This is a genomic window from Prosthecobacter sp. Pr1, assembly GCF_057652315.1.
Window position 1 is genome coordinate 332123 of sequence record NZ_JBYFBS010000003.1, and the last position, 18085, is coordinate 350207.

The window sequence follows — 18085 nt, forward strand, 5'->3', positions numbered from 1 at the left end:
CTATCTCCGAGCGCCCTTCCATCCAGAAATAGAATCCTCCGGACCCATTCCCTTGCTCTCTCATTCCTTTGCAAAAATCATGCGCCTCCTTCTCCTCCTTCCCGCTCTAATCACCACCGCGCACGCCGCCGATCCCGTCATCACCTACGACGAGCACATCAAGCCCATCTTCCGTGAGCACTGCCTCAAATGCCACGGCGACGACGAGCAAAAAGCCGATCTCAACCTCGCCAACTTCACCGCCGTCCTCAAAGGCGGCAGCGGCGACAAAGCCGTCATCGCCGGCCGCGCCAGCCAGAGCCTCCTCTTCACCGCCATCACCGCCGAAGACGATGCCGAGCGCATGCCGCCCAAAAAAGCCGCCATTCCCGCCCCGCAGATCGAGCTCATCCGCCAGTGGATCCAAGGCGGCCTCCGCGAATCCTCCGCCAGCAAATCCCTCGTCGCGGAGCGCGACACCACCTTCACGCCCACCACCGGCATCAAACTCGACGGCCCGCCCCCCATGCCCGAGTCCCTGCCTCCCTTCACTCCCCCCGCGTTGAAGCGCCCGCTCCCCATCATCGCCATGGCCGCCAGTCCGCGCGCACCGCTCATCGCCGTCGCCGGTCACGAACACGTGCGCCTCCTCGACGCCACCACCCAGCAGCCCCTCGGCGCCCTCGCCTTTCCCGAAGGCCAGCCCAACGTCATCCGCTTCAGCGCCGATGGCCGCGTCCTCATGGTCGCCGGTGGCAAACCCGTCCAGTCAGGCAGCGTCGTCCTCTTCGACGTCAAAACCGGCAAACGCCTCACCACCATCGGCGATGAAACCGACGCCGTCCTCGCCGCAGACCTGAGCCCCGATCAGCAGCTCGTCGCCCTCGGCGGCTCCGGCAAAATCGTCAAAATCTACGGCACCGCCGATGGCAAACTCCGCCACAAGCTCACCAAGCACACCGACTGGATCACCGCTCTCTCCTTCAGTCCCGACGGCAAAAAACTCGCCAGCTCAGACCGTGCCGGCGGCATCCATCTCTGGGACCCCACCGGCGGCGGCATCCTCCTCTCCCTTTCCGAGCACAAAGCCTCCGTTCGTTCCCTCGCCTGGCGCAGCGACAGTAAAATGCTCGCCAGTGGCGGCGAAGACGGCCTCCTCATCTGGTGGGACGCCAAAGACGGCTGGCCCGCCATCACCAAAACCAATGCCCATCCTCCAGAGCGCCCGCAGGGCTCTTATGGCAAGATCCCCAATGGCATACTCGCCGTCGCCTTCGGCCCCAAAGGAGAACTCCTCAGCGCCGGTCGCGACAATCAGGCACGCCTCTGGGACGCCAGCGGCGGCTCAGTCAAATCCTTTTCCTCTGGAGGCATTCTGCCACTCCAGACCACCATCACCTTTGACGGGAATGGCTTATTTGCCGGAGGTGCGGACGGTCTCGTACGATTCCTGTCGGGAAACGACGGTCGTTCTCGTTGACGGCAGCGCATAGCCACCGTGGTCCCAGCTGTTGCCCACATTGTTCGGATCGTCTTCATTCGCGAAGTTCTCACCGTAGTTGATCGTCGGCTGTGGCCAGACGCTGTAGCCATTGCCGTAGCCACCGCCGTGTCCGCCGAAGCTCGGCGCTCCGTTGAAGTTGCTGCCGTAGTAAGTGCCTCCCGGGGCGACGCGCCTGTAGCCACCACTGCCCCAGCTCCAATCATGACCACAGGAAGTAAGGGACAAAGCAGCAAGAACCGAGAGGATGACCAAGGAGTGAGCGGATTTCATGGAACGGATAATGTGAGTGCTGGCGGGTTATTTTATGGAGAATTGGCCAAGCCGGAGAAAAAAGCAATCCTATAAATCCATCACCCCGAACAGTTTCGCGCCGAATCTACCTAAACGAGGCGGCAGACCCCGTAGTCGGGCAGCCCAAAGCCAAACTTTCCACCCACAACTTGGAATCTTCCACATCCCCTCCACGTTACCACTCACCACCCATGAAACACGCCCTCCTCGCTCTTCTCGCCACCGCCTCCCTCTCCCTGGCCGTCGATCCCCCCGACACCACCGGCTGGAAGGACCTCTTCCCCTCCGACTTCTCCAACGCGGTTGAGCCCGCAGGCTGGGTCATCAAAGCCGATGAACTCGTCGCCACCACCCACGACACCCTCTGGACCAAAGACTCCTACGGCGACTTCATCCTCGATCTCGACTTCAAAGTCGAAAAGGAATCCAACAGCGGCATCTTCCTCCGCTCCGGCAACATCAAAGACGTCCTCTCCGCCCTCGAAATCCAGGTCCACGACTCCGCAGATGGCAGCAAGTACGGCATGGTCGCCGCCATTTATGACGCCATGCCCCCCAGCAAAAGCATGGCCAAGCCCGTCGGCGAGTGGAATCACTTCACCATCACCTGCAAAGGTCCCCTCGTCAGCGTCGTCTTCAACGGCGAGGAAGTCATCAACGCCGACCTCGACAAATGGTCCGAAGCCGGCAAAAACCCCGACGGCACCCCCAACAAGTTCAAAAAAGCCCTCAAAGACTACGCCCGCACCGGCCCCATCGGCCTCCAAGGCCTCCACGGCAAAGCCCAGGCCCCCGTCTACTACCGCAATCTGAAGATCAAGGTGCTGCAATAGATGGTTGAGTTCCCGGCTGCCTTCTTCAAAAAAGGCAGCAGGAAACATTCCACGGTCTTGCGACTATGCCCGCCGACCCTCTACTCATTTCAGCCTCGCGATTCAGGAACAAGGCATTTGCGAAACAGATGCGATGACATCGCACCGCATTTGCGTTTACCAGTCAAACCTGTAGGAATTATTGAGAATCACCTCCTTCATTTCGGTCGGAAGTGCGGCTGATGGACTCCTTCTAAACTAAGAGGAAAAGTGAGTTTTTCAGTCCCTCATGCCATATTTTCACCTGAACCTAAACTAAGAGCCCAAGCTCCGCCAACAATGAGCAATCATTGTGCTCGGGAAAAGATGGGAAGACAAAGTTGCGATAAAAATTTGAAGTCGAAGACGAATAAAGTGAAAGACTCATATGGTTTGACCGTTCGGTAAATCATATGGATTTTTACGTAAATTCCTCAATAGGGTTGGTTCTGTTTTTGATTTTATCGCCGCTTGTTCCTTATATTTGGTGGGGCCTAAGAGTGCGGCGCGACGAAATTTTGGCGTCGCTGAAAGAGCAGTCAATCAAACTTTATTTTCAATTATACCAACCGGGGACAGAGCAGGATCATCTAAAACGGGGCGAAAAAAAGAATCCAGCCAAGCCTCTTCAAGGCGCATTCGAAAAGCATTACGAGGAACATTTTGGAAGACGACACTTCATCATTCCATGCATGGCCCTGGTTACAGTAGCTGGAATTTTGACTTTTTGGAGTTCTCTCTCTGTTAGAGATTGGCTGAGTGGTCAATCAGCACAAAGTGGTCATCTCCCGGAAATAGCAGTGGCAGCAATCATGGGAGCTTATGTGTATGTAGTGTATGATCTCATATCGCGTTGGAATGCCTGCTCTCTGACAGCTATCGATATTTTTTGGTGCGCCTTTCGGCTTGGTATCGCTGTGCCAACAGGATATGCGCTGACCGGGGCTGTGAAAACGGAAATTGCTGCCCCTTTGGCCTTCTTATTGGGCGCATTCCCAGCGGGCGCCATCATCACCTTTTCTCGTCGGATTGGTGCAAAAGCATTGGGCCAAGACGCGGTACCCGAGAGCAGTAGCAGTGAGCTACTTAAACTAAACGGGATTGATCTGCGAGTAACCGAGCGCCTGGCAGCTGAAGGAATATATACGCCATTACAGCTTGCATATACAGATCCTGTTAAGCTCACGATTCGCACTAACCTGGGATTTACTTTCTTGAGTGACTGCGCAAGCCAAGCATTGCTGTATATTTACGTTTCTGAACGATTCGAAGATTTCAGAAGGGCTTCTTTGCGCAGTAGCTACGAGATCAGGGGATTGCTTATCGAACTAAAATCTACGAAAGAAGAATTTCGATCGGCCGCCGAAGTCAAGTTTAATGCCATCGCCGCACAACTGAACATGCCAAAAGATGTTCTGCGAAATTTCGTCGATGAGGTAGGAGACGATCCTTACACTGAGTTCCTTTACTGTGTGTTTTACCAAGACTAGATTTCAAACTTCACGAAGGCCGCAATTCAGCCACACGCCACCCGCACCTCTTCCAGCTCCGCCCACCGCGTGAACTTCCCTTCCAGCTCATGCTTCTTCGCATCGAGCTTCGCGATGAAATCATTCGTCCCAGCCCCCAGCTTCACAAACGTCTCGGGGTTGCTCAGCTCCCCCTCCATCGCCGCGATCTCACTCTCCAGACTCGTGATCGCAGCCTCACACTCCGCCAGCTCACGCTGCTCCTTCTGCGACATCTTCTTTGGCTTCGGCGCATTCGCCGCCACCGTCTTCTCCTTCTTCACCGCCGCATTCACCAGCGCCAGCTCCGCCGCAGCTTTCGCCGCCCGCTTCTCCTGGTAGTAGCTGTAGTTCCCCGCGCACTCATGGATGCGCCCCTGGCCTTCAAAGGCCAGGATGCGGTCGCACACACGGTCTAGGAAATACCGGTCATGGCTCACCACCAGCACGCAGCCCTTGAAGGAAAGGATCGCCTCCTCCAGCACCCGCATCGTCTGCAGATCCAGATCATTCGTCGGCTCATCCAGAATCAAAAAGTTGCCACCCCTGCGCAGGATCTTCGCCAGCAGCACGCGGCTCTGCTCACCACCACTCAGCTCCTTCACCCGCATCGTCACGCGTTCATCCGTGAAAAGGAACCGCCGCAGGTAAGTGCGCACATGCATCTTCTCAGGCCCAAACTGCACAAACTCAGACATCGGCCCCGCCACCTCCTCCATCACGCTGTTCTCCGGGTTCAGCAGCAGGCGCTGCTGATCCACATAGTTAAACACCGTGCGCTTGCCAATCGTGACCTTGCCCTCATTCGGCGCCTGCTGTCCCATCAGCATCCGCAGCAGCGTCGTCTTGCCCAGTCCATTACGGCCTATGATCCCCGTGCACGTCCCCGCTTCAAAGCTCAGATTCAGATGGCTGAACAACCACCGGTCATTGATGTGCGCGCCGATCTCCACCGCATCGATGATCGTGTTCGCCAGCGCCGACGCCGGCGGGATGATCAAATCCATCACCAGCTCCGCCTCAGGCGCGTCGATCGCCGCCACACGGTCATACTCATCCAGTCGTGATCGCTGTTTCGTACCCCGGCCTCTCACACCCGCACGCACAAATTCCAGCTCATGCCGCAGAAAGCTCTGCCGCCGCCGCTCCGAATTCGCCTCCACAGATTCACGCACCGCCTTGCTCTCCAAAAAGTCACTGTAGTTCCCCGGATGACTGTAAATCCGGCTGTCATCGATCTCGATGATCCGCGTCGCCACCCGGTCCAAAAAGTACCGGTCATGCGTCACAAACAGCACCGCACCCGTGAAGTCCCGCAGGAAAATCTCCAGCCACTCGATCGACTCCGCGTCCAGATGGTTCGTCGGTTCGTCCAGCAGCAGCAGATCCGGCTGCGACACCAGCGCCCGCGCCAGCGCCACACGTCGCTTTTCTCCACCTGAGAGACCTTTCACAATACGATCCGCCGCCGGCAGCCCCAGCTCATTCATCGCCGTGCTGATCCGCGTCTCCACACCCCAGCCGTCATGCATCTGGATTTGATGCAGCAAATCATCCTCCTGATCCCCCTTGTAGTCGCCAGACTCGTAGCGCTCCACCATCTCCAGCAGCGCCGAAGCACCCGCCCGCACGTTGTCGATCACACTCGCCTCATCATCCAGCACAAACTCCTGCGCCAGATGGCTCACGATGATCCCATTTCTCCGCGAGATAATCCCGCTGTCCGGCTTCTCCGTCCCCACCAGGATGCGCATCAGACTCGTCTTCCCGGAGCCATTGCGCCCCACCAGCCCCAGCTTCTCACCCTCATGAATGCTCATCGTCGCATCATTGAAAACCTGCTGCAGTCCAAATTGAAGGCGCAGGTCTTTGGCGGAAACGACAGCAGGAGTAATAGGAGACATGAGTGGGGGGCGGCTCAGATAGCACGGTCTCCCTCCCCCTGCGACAGATTCCCTTCATTCGCTCCACATTCCGATACCTGCATTCAGGGCATCAAAGCATCCAAACCAAGGCTCAATGAGAGCTTTGTCACCCAGCACCCAGATGGAGGTCCGCCACTCTTCAGCCCCAAAGGGGCTGCGTATTTCAGCCCAGGGATGCCGAGCTTTAGCGAGTGCTTCCCTGGGTCAGTGCCCGCCATCCGGGAAGCAAACCCAGCACTCCACTGCATCTTGTACTCACCAGCAGCGTCTGCAAAAAGCCCCGCTGCACGCCTCCGGCCAATTTACAATTCTCAGTTTTCAGTTCCCAGTTTACAATCCTCCAGACCGCCAACTCGTGCCAGACGCCTCCCTTGCCTGAGCGCCCTTCATCCCCGCCCCGTAACGCTCACTTCTTCCCCAGCGTCTCCCTCACCATCACCGGATCATCCGTCGTGATCCCATCCACCCCCAGCTTCGCAAACCGCTCCACATCCGCCGGCTTGTTCACCGTCCACACATAAAGTTCAAAGCCCGCATCCCGGATCTGCTTCACCATCGTTTCATCCCACGGAAAATCAGCCATCCCCAGATCCAGCCCATCCAGCTTGTCCTCCAGAGTATCCGCGATGAGCTGCGTCAGATCCGTCGGCTTCTTCTCCTTCGTCTTCCCAGCCGCCAGACGGTAAACTTTAATCCACGGCATCGCCTTCTTCGATTCCGCCGCCGCATCCCGCTTGAACGCAATGATCGCCAGCTGTGCCGCACGTTCCTTCATCGGCTCCAAAATGCGCTTCAGCTCCGGTACGATCTCCGCCCCGCATTTGATCTCAATGAAAAACCGCTGCTTCCCCTTCGGCATCGTCGCCAGCGCCTGCTCCAGCGTCGGGATCTTCTCACTTGCCCACTCCTTGCCCTTCCATGTGCCAACATCGATGGCCGTCAGATCCCCCTGCTTGGACTTCGCCACATCCAGGTTCACCCCCGCCGTGCGCTTCGTGTCCTTGTCATGAATCACCGCCGTCTTGCCATCCGCCGTCAGGTACACATCCAGCTCGCACGCATCCGTCTGATTCTTCCAGCCGAGTTCAAAAGCCGCCAGCGTGTTCTCCGGCGCACGCGCGGAAAAACCGCGATGCGCGACGATTTCAACAGCATTGGCGGGCATGGCGGTGAGGAGAAAAAATGCAGCAAGCTTCATGAGGGAGAAAGCAAACGACGCAAGCACTCGTAACCCTTCGCTCCAAATGAAATTTTGTTTCCTGCTTGTCCTCAGCATCATCATTGTTCGCACACTGACCTCCTGCTCCAAGTCGCCTTCGACCAACCCCAAGGACCAGCACGTCATCCTCATCAGCCTCGATGGCTTTCCCGCATGGCTCTGGAATGATGAATCCCTGCAGATCCCCAATCTGCGCAAGCTCGCCGCCGAAGGTGCCAGCACCAAGGCCATGACGGTCAGCAATCCGTCCATCACCTGGATCAATCACACCACCCTCGTCACCGGCGTCGAGCCCCGCAAGCACGGCGTCCTCTTCAACGGCCTCCTCGTCCGCCAGGGCGACAACAAGCCGCCAAAGATCGAGCAGTGGGCGGACAAAACCAGACTCGTCTTCGCCCCCACCATCTACGACATCGCTCACGAAGCCGGCCTCACCACCGCCGAGTCAGACTGGGTCGCCGTCACCAAGGCCAAGACCATCGACTGGAGCTTCGCCGAGCTCCCAGAAGCCGAAGGCAAAGTCGAAAAAGAAATGATCGCCGCCGGCGAGATCAAGCCCGAGCACATCACCTGGATGCAGCTCGGCCCCCAGCGCAAAAGCGTCACCTTCCTCGACAACATGTGGACCAAGGCCGCCATCCACATCTTCAAGACCCACAAGCCCAACCTGCTGCTCTATCACACCCTCAACACCGACTCCACCCACCACACCTACGGCCCCGGTTCCATGGCCAGCGCCACCGCCCTCGCATACGCAGATCGTCTCGTCGGCGATCTCGTCAAAGCCGTCGAAGACAGTGGCCTGCGCGACAGCACCACCTTCATCATCGCCACCGATCACGGCTTCAAAAAAGTCACCAAGATCATCCTCCCCAACGTCGAGCTGAAAAAAGCCGGACTCGCCCAGGGCCTCGGCCCCACCATCAGCACCTGCGACGCCTATTCCATGACCCAGGGCGGCATGGCCTTCGTCTACATCACCAATCCCGCCCGCAAAGCCGAGCTCCTCCCACAGCTCAAAGAAATGTTCTCAAAAGTCGAAGGCGTGGACCGCGTCATCGACGGCAAAGACGGCCACACCCTCGGCATGCCCACCCCCGAAGAAAACCAGGGCATGGGAGATCTCGTCCTCTATGCCAAACCCGGCTACGCCTTCAAAAACGACGCCGGCGGAGACGCCACCGTCACCCCCTCCGTCAACTACGCCGGCACCCACGGCTACTTCAACGGCGACCCCGAACTCGATGGTATCTTCATCGCCAGCGGACGCGGCATTAAAAAAGGCATCATCCTCGACCGCATGGCCAACCTCGACGTCGCCCCCACCATCGCCCAACTCCTGGCCCTCAAGCTCCCCAATCCCGACGGCCGCGTCCTCGACGAAATCCTGATTTCCTCCGACAAAAAATAATTCACTGCTCATCGCAGCAGAGATCGGCACTAATGGACTAAAGCTCACTCAGGGAAGCGCATGCATCTCGGCATTCTGCACCGGAGGCAAAAGGCTTTAGGAGCGCGGACTTTAGTCCGCAGCAGGCCGCAATTTTGAGGCGCGTGAAGCTGGGCTTTAAGCATCGCAAGCAGGCCGGTTCTGGAACGTGAATGCGGCGCGGATGAAACGCGAAGGGCATTTGCTCCCGGAGGGAGCAAGGAAGGTAGCCGGTGGTGAAGCGAGCCTTGGCGAGCGGGAACCACCGGACCAGACCCACGACGTTATTCCCATCCAGGTGCGCATGCCGGAGGTATGCGAGAAGCATTCTTCTTCCCATCGCTCACCCGAGAGTTTGCGCACGCTCGATGCAATGCAGGATAATACCACATAATACCCAGCGGTGAAAAATGTCCACACGTCGTCGCGAGGGCGGCAGCAAACTGGTCCGCACTCTCCGAGTGCGGTTTCTGGGCAGTTCGTGCACGCAGAGAACTGACTCAGAGGTCTGTATGCTCCATGATCTGCGCCAGCCTCCGTCTCGCGAAATCCACCGAATTCCTCAGCAAGTCAGGTTCGACATTCGCCACGCCCTTCTGCTAGGATGGCTATTTATTTTATGAGACTCATTCCACTCATCATTGGCTGCCTCTCTCTCCTATCACAAGTCAGAGCCCAGACCGTGGACGGCTACACCTTCCTGCTCGATGGCAAGCCTGAGGATCCATATTGGCTGCAGGTGGACAGCGCCGCTCTTTCGGCTGGAGATGTGATCTACATTCGGGACATCCCGCTCTGCCTCGACGAGCCTGGCACTTACCGCTTCGAAGTGAAGGAAGGCCTTGTCCACCGCATCTTGGACAACGGACGTTCCGTGGTCGTGGCCTGTGCAGTGAATGGAAAATATGATGAGTCGCTTCCCGAGGAGAAGCGATACAATGGGAATCCCCTGATCATCAATCCTCTGTCTGGCATGAGTGACGCTGCCCTGAAGTCGCTGCGAGGTGTATCCATCGACGTCTGGTCGAAAGACGTGGCCAAACAACTCGAAAAACTCGATCTCGAGCACGTGTGCATTCGCGTGCAAGCCTGGGCCCTTCATGATTGCCTTCCCCCGCTGCCAAAAGGAGTCCGCACCCTCATTCTTCATTCCGGCGGAGGCTGGAGCTGTAAGGACATGAGCGGGTTTCGTCGCTTGCAGCACTTGCGGCTTCTGGAGCTCAAAGACACCATGCCCGGGAAGTTCGACTTCGAGGTGCTCAGAGGCATGCCTTTGGAATATCTGAGCCTGCCGTGGGCACACGAGCCTTCCCACCTGGAGGTGCTGGGCAGTTTTGACAAACTGAAAACTCTCGCCGCCAACCACTGCTCCTTCCTCGGAGATGGCCGCTGGATCGCGCAGTTGACGAACCTGCGCACGCTGTACGCCAGCCATGTCCGTTCCGCCTCCGATGGGAATCCCGTGGCGCTGGACCTCGCGGCATTGGCCGGCCTCCAAAAGCTGCGTGAGATCCACGTGCAAAGCACTCGGGTGAAATCCCTGCCTTCCACACCCATGCCAGCGCTGACCCGTGTTTCTTTGCTGCTCAGCAATGCGCCCACGGAGGACATTGATGCACTGGCCCGCGCAAATCCCCAGGCCGTGATCAGCCGCAGCATGAACGCGCAGCTTTCCGCGCAACTCGCCAAGGCAGACCGCATCCTAGTTCGCACCGGCGGCGTTTGCCATCGCCGGGCCGAAAGAGAAAAAGTCATCGTTGAAAGCCGCGATGCCGCAGTCATTGCAGAGCTCGCAGAACATTTCACCATCAATGAAGACTCCAGTGGCGGGCATTGCATGTGCTGCGGAAATCCCACCTTTGAATTTTATCAGGGGGACAAGCAGGTGGCCATGGTGGCCTTTCATCATGGTCAGTCCATCCGTTGGGCGGACGGCACGTGGCCCGGAGACGGCATTCTCAAGGAGCAGAGCTCCACCTATCTGGTGGAGTGGCTCGCCAAAAACAACTACACCGGGCCACAGGAAGAGCTTTTCCAAGGCAGGAAGCGGGCGGCCGCGCAGCGCCGCAGAGACAGTCGCATCAGCAGCCTTCTTCCCGCCGCTGTCAGTGAGAGTCTTTCCACAGCGGAGTCGCTCGATCAGGCTACGGCCGCGTTTGAAAAGCATGTGCCAGATGTAAAATCGCGCGCCTCATTGTATTTGCGCCTCTTCGGCTGCGAGGACAGCACTTGGGCTCTTTCCACCGGCATGGACGGCACGCTGCAGGAGACTTGGCTGCCAGGCATTCCCAAAGAGACCCTGCAGGCAGTGATCTTGGCTGCGTCCATTCCCTCGGAGGAAAGCATGGGCGCCGCGCGCTGGGTGTTTGGTCTAAACCACACGGACCTCATCAAGCAGGATGGTGATGCTTTGACAAAGCTCGCTCGCTTTGCTCTAACCCATCCGCGCCAGAGCAACCGCTGGCGCACCCTTGCCGTGTTGCGTGACACAGGCACACCTGAGGCTGTGTCACTGCTCCGCCAGGTCATGCGCCAGGGCACCCAGCCCCGCGAGTTGGCAAAAGATCAAATCTTCGAGCCCGGTGGTCAGATGACTTTTTATCCCAACAACATCAGCCTGCCTGATGAAACGTCCGACACCGCCGCCGCTGCGCTTTGCCTCGCCCTCCTGGGAGACGCCGAGACCAAGGCCGAAGTGGAAAAAGTCCGCACCTCCCTTCCCGAAGCCGCCCGCAAAAAATGGGCCGAAGCGATCAGCCGCAAAAAATGACCGTCTTTCATAGCACGGTTAAGGGTAACCTTCGGGTAATGAAGCATCTCAAACCGAACGCCTCTTGGAGCGCGGAATTTATTCCGCAGCAGGTCGCGATTTTGAAGCACGTGAGGCTGGGCTTGAGCGTCGCAAGCAGGCTGATTCTGGAGCGTAAAGGCGGCGCGGATGAAACGCAAAAGGCATGGTCTCCCGGAGGGAGAATGGAACGTAGCCGGTGGTGAAGCGAGGCTTTGCGAGCGAGAACCACCGGACCAGACCCATGACGTCATTCCCACCCAGGCCGCATGCCGGAGGTATGCGAGAAGCGTTCTCCTTCTCCAGGGGGTGATCTCATTGCTGGGAGCGCCGATGTCCACATCGGCTCCGGCCGCACGTCCCTGCCGCCCCACTTCACCACACACCCCGCCAAAAACCAGCACAAATCCCCATCACCGCCCCTCCATATCGCAATCAAATCACCCATCGCCCATTCCTTTGCCAACACATTCCTCTGCCGAAAAACAGCGCTCCCCTTTCGCCCATCCACCCTCTCCCCACCTCAATCAAATCAAGACCTCCGCCCATTCACGTTGCTCTCCATTCCCTTGCTAAAAACAAACGCCCCCATTCGCCCACACGCCTCCATCCCCCAGGTGCATTTTAGATACATCCTTGTGCGCGTCCCACCCCCATCCCCCTGACAGATTCAAACACCCCGACTTGTAGCCTCCTCCGTCATCCCCCGCACCGCCCGCAAGAAACATCTCCGCCACGCCGTTTCTACCCGTGCAACCACTTCAGCATATAGAAAATGCCCGCCACCCGCTCACCCCGCCGCCAGCCAAGGACAAAGCCAAAACCCAAGGCTCCCGTCCACGACTCCGGCTTCAGCACCCCCAGCCTCGACCGCGCCCTGGCCGTGCTCCAATGCCTCGGCGGACACCCCCACGGCCTCACGCTCTCCGAAATCGCCGCAGAGCTAAAACTCTCCGTCAATTTCGTCTACCGCGTCACCCAGTCCCTCGTCTCCCACGGCTACCTCGTGCGCGATTCCGAAAAACGCTTCAGCGTCGGCTCCGCCATGCTCAAACTCTGCCAGCCCGTCATCGATGACGTCCCCCTCACCGAGGCCGCCCTCCCCGCCATGCGCTGGCTCAGCGATCAAACCGGCGAAGCCGCCCACCTCGGCATCCTCAGCGGCTTCGAAGGCATCGTGCTCGAGCGCGTCATCGGCCGCGCCATGATCAAGTTCTACGTCGAACGCGGCACCCGCTTCCCCCTCCACACCAGCGGCCCCGGCAAGGCGATGCTCGCCTTCACACCCGAACCCGAGCGCGACGAGATCATCTCCGGCATGAAGTTCGAACGCTTCCAACCCTGGACCATTTCAAATCGCAAAGATTTCCTCCAGTGCCTCGACCAAGTCCGCATCAACGGCTTTGCCACCGACATCGGCGAACACCTCGAAGGCCACCACTGTCTCGCCGCTCCCATCTTCGATGCCGAAGGCCACGCCATCGCCAGTCTCTGGATCACCGGCCCCAGCCAGCGCCTCAGCGAAGAGCGCATGCTCAAGCTCGCCCCTGTGGTGAAGCAGGCCGGCCACATGGCCACCGCAGCCTTAAATCCCCGCGCAGTCGCCCGATGAAACTCACGCCCTTCATCCTCACGCTCGCCTGCCTGCTGGCATCCTTGCACGCCGAAGAGCGCTTCCTGCTCGCCGCAGATAACCAGGTCATCGAGATCAACCGCGCTGGCAAAGTGACCGACGTTCTGAAGCACCCGCGCCACATCGGCATCTACGATGCCTGGCGCCTGCCTGATGGCGGCATCGCCTACGCCCATCGTGGCGGCCTTGCGGTGTTCAACTCAGCCCACAAGCTCTTGCTGGACCACTCCGCCCGCGCAGGGGCCAGCGGCACCGAGGCCAGCAGTTGTGCCGTTCTCGATGGCGGATCGAAGTTCGCTCTCATGGACAGTGGTGCGTGCCAGATCCGTGTGGTGGACCGCAGTGGATCCGTCATCAGCGAAACGCCCCTGCCAGATCTCGCCGCCGACCCGCTTCACTTTCGCTATCGCATGATCCGCCCCGTCCGGGGTGCGGACTCCTTTTGGGTCGCTCAGTACGCGCGCAAAACCCTGCTCAAGGTGCAGGCGCAGACAGGCAAGATTCAGCAGACCATCTCACTGGAGCCGCTGCTGAAGCACACGCCTACCACCAAGAAAGCCTTTGCTGCGCTGCAATCAGCGGATGGCTCTTTGTTCGTCTCCACCTCCACCGGCTGCCAGTTGCTGCATCTCCATGCATCCGGCAAAGCTCAGCAATGCTGGACCCGCGAGGACCTCGGCCTCTCCTGCCGCTACCTCCTCGGCATGTCGCAGTTGAGCAATGGCCATGTCCTCATCGCCTGCGGTGATTATCATCTTCAGCAGCCAGACGAAGGCCGCGACCTGCTCGCCGAAATCAGCACCGATGGCAAAGTCATTTGGCGCTTCACTCGCGACCAGTTGGTGGATCAGATCGAAGGTGCCGTCGATCCCCGCACCAAGCTGGAGGAGATGCGCATCACCCACGTGCATGCCTATGACACCGAGCGTGTGAACCAATGCCTGGAGGTGAACCGATGAACCGCCCCCTCCTCATCCTCTGTCTTTTCCCCATCTCTGCGGCATGGCCTCAATCAGCCCCCACTCAGATCGAGAAAAGCTGCCTCGAATGCCACGACAAGGACAACACCAAAGGCAGCCTCGATCTCACCGCACTCCCCTTTGATCTCACCACTCCTGCCACCCGCGACCGCTGGATCCGCATCTACGACCGCGTCGAAAAAGGCGAGATGCCCCCCAAGCCCGAAGACCTTCCAAAATCGGACCGCGCAGATCTCGTCAAATCCCTCTCCGCATCCATCACCGCCGCCGATCACGCCGACATCCTCGCCCACGGTCGCGGCCCTCTCCGCCGCTTAAACCGCGACGAGTACGAGCAAAACCTCCGCGACCTCCTCCAGCTCCCCGACCTCGACATCCGCGACATCCTCCCGGAAGACCGCGAAGGCCACCGCTTCAACAAAACCACCGACATGCTCGACATGTCCCGCGTGCAACTTGTCGCCTATCTCGACGCCGCCGAGGCCGCACTGCACGCCGCTATGACCACCGAGTCAGCACCACCGGCGCTGACCAAATATCGCGCCGTCGGCACCGATCTCTTCCCCGGCACCGGCACCTTCGGCAATCGCGAGGCCATGTTCTTCACTCGCGACAACAAGGCCGTGGAATTCAAAGGCAAAGACAAGGGCGGCCCCACCGAAAAAGACAGCGCCAAAGACGAAACCCTCGAAATGGCCCTCTTCCGTTCCGCAAGCTGGCCCTACCTCGGCACCCCCAAGCACTTCACCGCCAAACGCACCGGCAACTACAAGGTGCGCTTCTCCGCCCGCGCCGTCCTGCAGCAGCCCGGCTACGTGATCACCCCGGCCACGCAGCCCCTGCCCATGACCTTCCGCACCCGCAAGCCTGCGGGCGTGGACATCATCAACGAAGTCCACGACTCCGGCGGCATCATCGACATCCAGCCCGAAAAGCGCGTTTACGAAACCACCGTTCGTCTGCGCGCAGGCGAAGCCATCGAATACAGCCTCCTTGGCCAGCCCATGCCGCTGGCCATGAACCCCAACGGCTCCGCCCCCACCTACCGCTATCCACCTTTCCCCGAAGGCGGCCAGCCCGGCCTCGCCGTTCAATGGCTCGAAATCGAAGGCCCCATCGAATCCCAAACTTGGCCTCCTCCCTCCCACCGCGTCCTCTTTGATGATCTCGGCGTGGAGCCCAAACCCAAGGACCCCCAACAAGAAGCAAAACGCCTCCTGCGCCGCTTCGTCAAACTCGCCGCACGCGAGCCCGTGCCCGAAGAAGATCTGAAACTCTTCGACTCTCTCATCCAGACCCAGCTCGCAAAAAACGCCCCATTCGCTGAGGCCATGCTCGCAGGCTACAAAGCCTTCCTCGCCTCCGGCGACTTCATCTACGTGCGCGAACCCATCAAGGCAGATGATCACTTCGCCATCGCCTCCCGCCTCTCCCACTTCCTCACCAACTCACGTCCTGACGCCAAGCTCATGGACCTCGCGCAAAACAAAAAGCTGCGCGATCCCCAAGTCCTCCGCACCGAAACCGAACGCCTCATCGCCAGCGCCGGCTTTGATCGCTTCGTCAAAAACTTCACCGACTGCTGGCTCAACCTCCGCCACGTCCGCCGCGACGATCCCGACATCCGCCTCTTCCCCGAGTACCGCTTCGACGAATACCTCGTCGAAAGCATGGAGCGCGAGACCCGCACCTTCTTCACCGCCATGATCCGTGACAACCTGCCCGCCAGCGTGCTGGTGAAAACAGACTTCGTCTTCGCCAACGACCGCCTCGCCAAACACTACCAGCTTCCACCACTCACCGGCTCCGCCATGCGCAAAGTCACTCTGCCCAAGGACAGCCCTCTCGGCGGCTTGCTCACGCAGGCCGCTGTTCTGAAAGTCAGCGCCAACGGCACCACCACCTCACCCGTCGTGCGCGGCGCCTGGGTCATGGAGCGCCTCATCGGTCAGCCACCCCCGCCTCCACCCGCCAGCGTCCCCGCCGTGGAGCCCGACATCCGCGGTGCCAAAACCATCCGTGATCTCCTCGCCCTCCACACCAAATCCAAATCCTGCGCCGCCTGCCACGCCCGCTTCGATCCCGTCGGCCTCGCCCTCGAAAACTTCGACATCCTCGGCGGCTGGCGCACCCACTATCGCGGCCTTGAGGAAGGTCAGCGCATCACCGGCATCGACCGCGCCGGACACAGTTACAGCTACACCGTCGCCACCCCTGTGGACACCACCGGCAAACTCCTCGACGGCCGCACCTTCAATAACATCAACGACCTCAAAACCCTCATCGCCGCCGACCCCCGCCAGCTCGCCCGCAACCTCCTCCATCAGTTCACCATCTACGCCACCGGCACCCCCGTCCGCTTCTCCGACCGCCCCGAAATCGAATCCCTCCTCAACACCTGCTCAAAGGACGGCTACCGCGTGCGTGATCTGATGCTCGCCCTTGTGCAAAGTTCCATCTTCCTCGGACAATCGAAATGAACGCTCCTCACATCGCCAACTCCTTCTCCCGCCGTCGCTTCCTGCGCAGCGCCGGAGTGACTCTCGCATTGCCGATGCTCGAATGTCTGCGGCCCGTCTTTGGCAAGGCTGCACAGGTGAAAGCCCCGCAACGACTGTTGATCATCTCGAACAACCTCGGCTTCCTCCCAAAACGCTTCTTCCCGAAGAATGCCGGACGCGACTACGAACTCTCTCCGACTCTGTCTGGACTTAGCGAGGTGAAAAACGAGTTCACCCTCTTCAGCGGCATGTCCCACCCCGACGTCAACGGCGGTCACAGCGCCGAAAACTGCTTCCTCACCGCCGCACGCGGTCCCACCAAGAGCGGCTTCCGCAATCAAATCTCCCTCGATCAATACATCGCCGAAAAGCTCGGCCAGCAGACCCGCTATCCAACACTGAACCTCGGCGTCAACATCGACAAAGCCAACCGCAGCCTCTCCTGGACCCGCGACGGCGTCCTCCTTCCCGCAGAAGACAGCGCCCCCGCTCTCTTCCGTCGCATGTTCGTTCAGGGCGATCCCGCCGCAGTCAAAAAACAACTCCAGCAGCTCGACGAACGCGGCAGCATCCTCGACACCCTCATGGATCAAACCAAGCGCCTCAGCCGCGACCTCGGCAGCACTGACCGCTCACGCCTGGATCAATACCTCACCTCCGTCCGCGAAGTCGAAGAACGCCTCCTCACCGCCCGCGAATGGGAGCTCAAACCCAAGCCCGTCGCCACCCAGCCCGAGCCTAAAGACATCCAGGACAAAAAACTCATCTTCGAAAAACTCGACCTCATGCTCTCCATGGCCCAGCTCGCCTTCGAGTCCGACTCCACCCGCATCGTCACCCTCATGGTCGATGCCTTCGCCACACCCGCCTTCCATCTCCCCGGCGCTGACAACACCACCGAAGGCTATCACGGCCTCAGCCATCACGGCCAGTCCGAAGAAAAAGTACGCCAGCTCGCCGAAGCCGATCGCGAACAAATGCGCCTCTTCAAAAAGCTCATTCAAACCCTCGCCTCAAAAAAGGAAGACGAAGCCCGTCTCCTTGACCGCACCATGGTCCTCTTCGGCAGCAACATGGGCGACGCCAACACCCACGACAATTACAACCTCCCCATCCTCCTCGCCGGCGGCGGCTTCAAACACGGTCAGCACCTCGCCTTCAAACGCGACAACAACCTCCCCCTCAGCAACCTCTTCGTCACCCTCCTCCAACGCCTCGGCGTCGAGTCCGACAAATTCGGCTCCAGCACCGGCACGCTCACGGGTCTGACCTAGAGCACTTGAAATAGTTTCGTGTCCGATAAGTCCAGGGCAGCCAAAGCCGTTCTCCCTCGCCCCGCCCCTGACCCACGACAACAACGAATGTTTTCTTCGGGGAGAGGGCCGGGGTGAGGGGACGACCTGCAGGCGTCGCTAGCATGGACTAACCCCTCACTAAAAAATTCAAAATACTCTGAGCTCCCATGTCCCGCCTTCGC

The 18085-nt window shown here is 59.4% G+C and carries 12 protein-coding genes; 9 read left to right on the forward strand and 3 right to left on the reverse strand.

Going from position 1 to position 18085, the window contains the following annotated elements:
• The first annotated feature begins 79 nt into the window (after positions 1 to 79).
• Positions 80 to 1459, forward strand: coding sequence for a c-type cytochrome domain-containing protein (locus AC24GY_RS06720; RefSeq protein WP_487681394.1), 1380 nt, complete (start codon positions 80 to 82; stop codon positions 1457 to 1459).
• Here AC24GY_RS06720 and AC24GY_RS06725 read toward each other — a convergent pair.
• Positions 1394 to 1753, reverse strand: coding sequence for a hypothetical protein (locus tag AC24GY_RS06725; protein ID WP_487681396.1), 360 nt, complete (start codon positions 1751 to 1753; stop codon positions 1394 to 1396). The genes AC24GY_RS06720 and AC24GY_RS06725 overlap by 66 nt on opposite strands.
• A gap of 212 nt (positions 1754 to 1965) precedes the next feature.
• Here AC24GY_RS06725 and AC24GY_RS06730 point away from each other — a divergent pair, with 212 nt between their 5' ends.
• Both AC24GY_RS06730 and AC24GY_RS06735 read left to right on the forward strand, forming a co-directional pair.
• Complete coding sequence (locus AC24GY_RS06730) at positions 1966 to 2607, forward strand: 3-keto-disaccharide hydrolase (RefSeq protein WP_487681398.1); 642 nt, start codon at positions 1966 to 1968, stop codon at positions 2605 to 2607.
• Positions 2608 to 3038: 431 nt separating this feature from the next.
• Positions 3039 to 4115 (forward strand): hypothetical protein, encoded by a 1077-nt coding sequence (locus tag AC24GY_RS06735; protein WP_487681400.1) that lies wholly within the window; start codon positions 3039 to 3041, stop codon positions 4113 to 4115.
• A 26-nt stretch (positions 4116 to 4141) separates the two neighbouring features.
• Here the strand turns inward: AC24GY_RS06735 and AC24GY_RS06740 are convergent, their stop codons facing one another.
• On the reverse strand, positions 4142 to 6037 hold the full coding sequence (locus tag AC24GY_RS06740; RefSeq protein WP_487681401.1) for an ABC-F family ATP-binding cassette domain-containing protein: 1896 nt from the start codon (positions 6035 to 6037) through the stop codon (positions 4142 to 4144).
• Between the two features lie 427 nt (positions 6038 to 6464).
• Positions 6465 to 7256 (reverse strand): glycerophosphodiester phosphodiesterase, encoded by a 792-nt coding sequence (locus AC24GY_RS06745; protein WP_487681403.1) that lies wholly within the window; start codon positions 7254 to 7256, stop codon positions 6465 to 6467.
• Between the two features lie 46 nt (positions 7257 to 7302).
• Here AC24GY_RS06745 and AC24GY_RS06750 point away from each other — a divergent pair, with 46 nt between their 5' ends.
• The 6 genes from AC24GY_RS06750 (at position 7303) to AC24GY_RS06775 (ending at position 17882) form a co-directional block, all read left to right on the forward strand.
• Positions 7303 to 8688, forward strand: coding sequence for an alkaline phosphatase family protein (locus AC24GY_RS06750; RefSeq protein WP_487681404.1), 1386 nt, complete (start codon positions 7303 to 7305; stop codon positions 8686 to 8688).
• 637 nt (positions 8689 to 9325) lie between these two features.
• On the forward strand, positions 9326 to 11476 hold the full coding sequence (locus tag AC24GY_RS06755; RefSeq protein WP_487681406.1) for a hypothetical protein: 2151 nt from the start codon (positions 9326 to 9328) through the stop codon (positions 11474 to 11476).
• Between the two features lie 793 nt (positions 11477 to 12269).
• Positions 12270 to 13106, forward strand: a complete 837-nt coding sequence (locus AC24GY_RS06760; protein WP_487681408.1) for an IclR family transcriptional regulator — start codon at positions 12270 to 12272, stop codon at positions 13104 to 13106.
• Entirely contained in the window at positions 13103 to 14086 is a 984-nt protein-coding gene (locus tag AC24GY_RS06765; protein ID WP_487681410.1) for a hypothetical protein, read from the forward strand. Before AC24GY_RS06760 ends, AC24GY_RS06765 begins: the two co-directional genes overlap by 4 nt.
• Positions 14083 to 16587 carry a DUF1592 domain-containing protein gene (locus AC24GY_RS06770; protein WP_487681412.1) on the forward strand — a complete coding sequence of 835 codons (2505 nt, stop codon included), beginning with the start codon at positions 14083 to 14085 and terminating at the stop codon, positions 16585 to 16587. The genes AC24GY_RS06765 and AC24GY_RS06770 overlap by 4 nt, the downstream gene beginning before the upstream one ends.
• On the forward strand, positions 16584 to 17882 hold the full coding sequence (locus AC24GY_RS06775) for a DUF1552 domain-containing protein (RefSeq protein ID WP_487681414.1): 1299 nt from the start codon (positions 16584 to 16586) through the stop codon (positions 17880 to 17882). The genes AC24GY_RS06770 and AC24GY_RS06775 overlap by 4 nt, the downstream gene beginning before the upstream one ends.
• Positions 17883 to 18085: the final 203 nt, after the last annotated feature.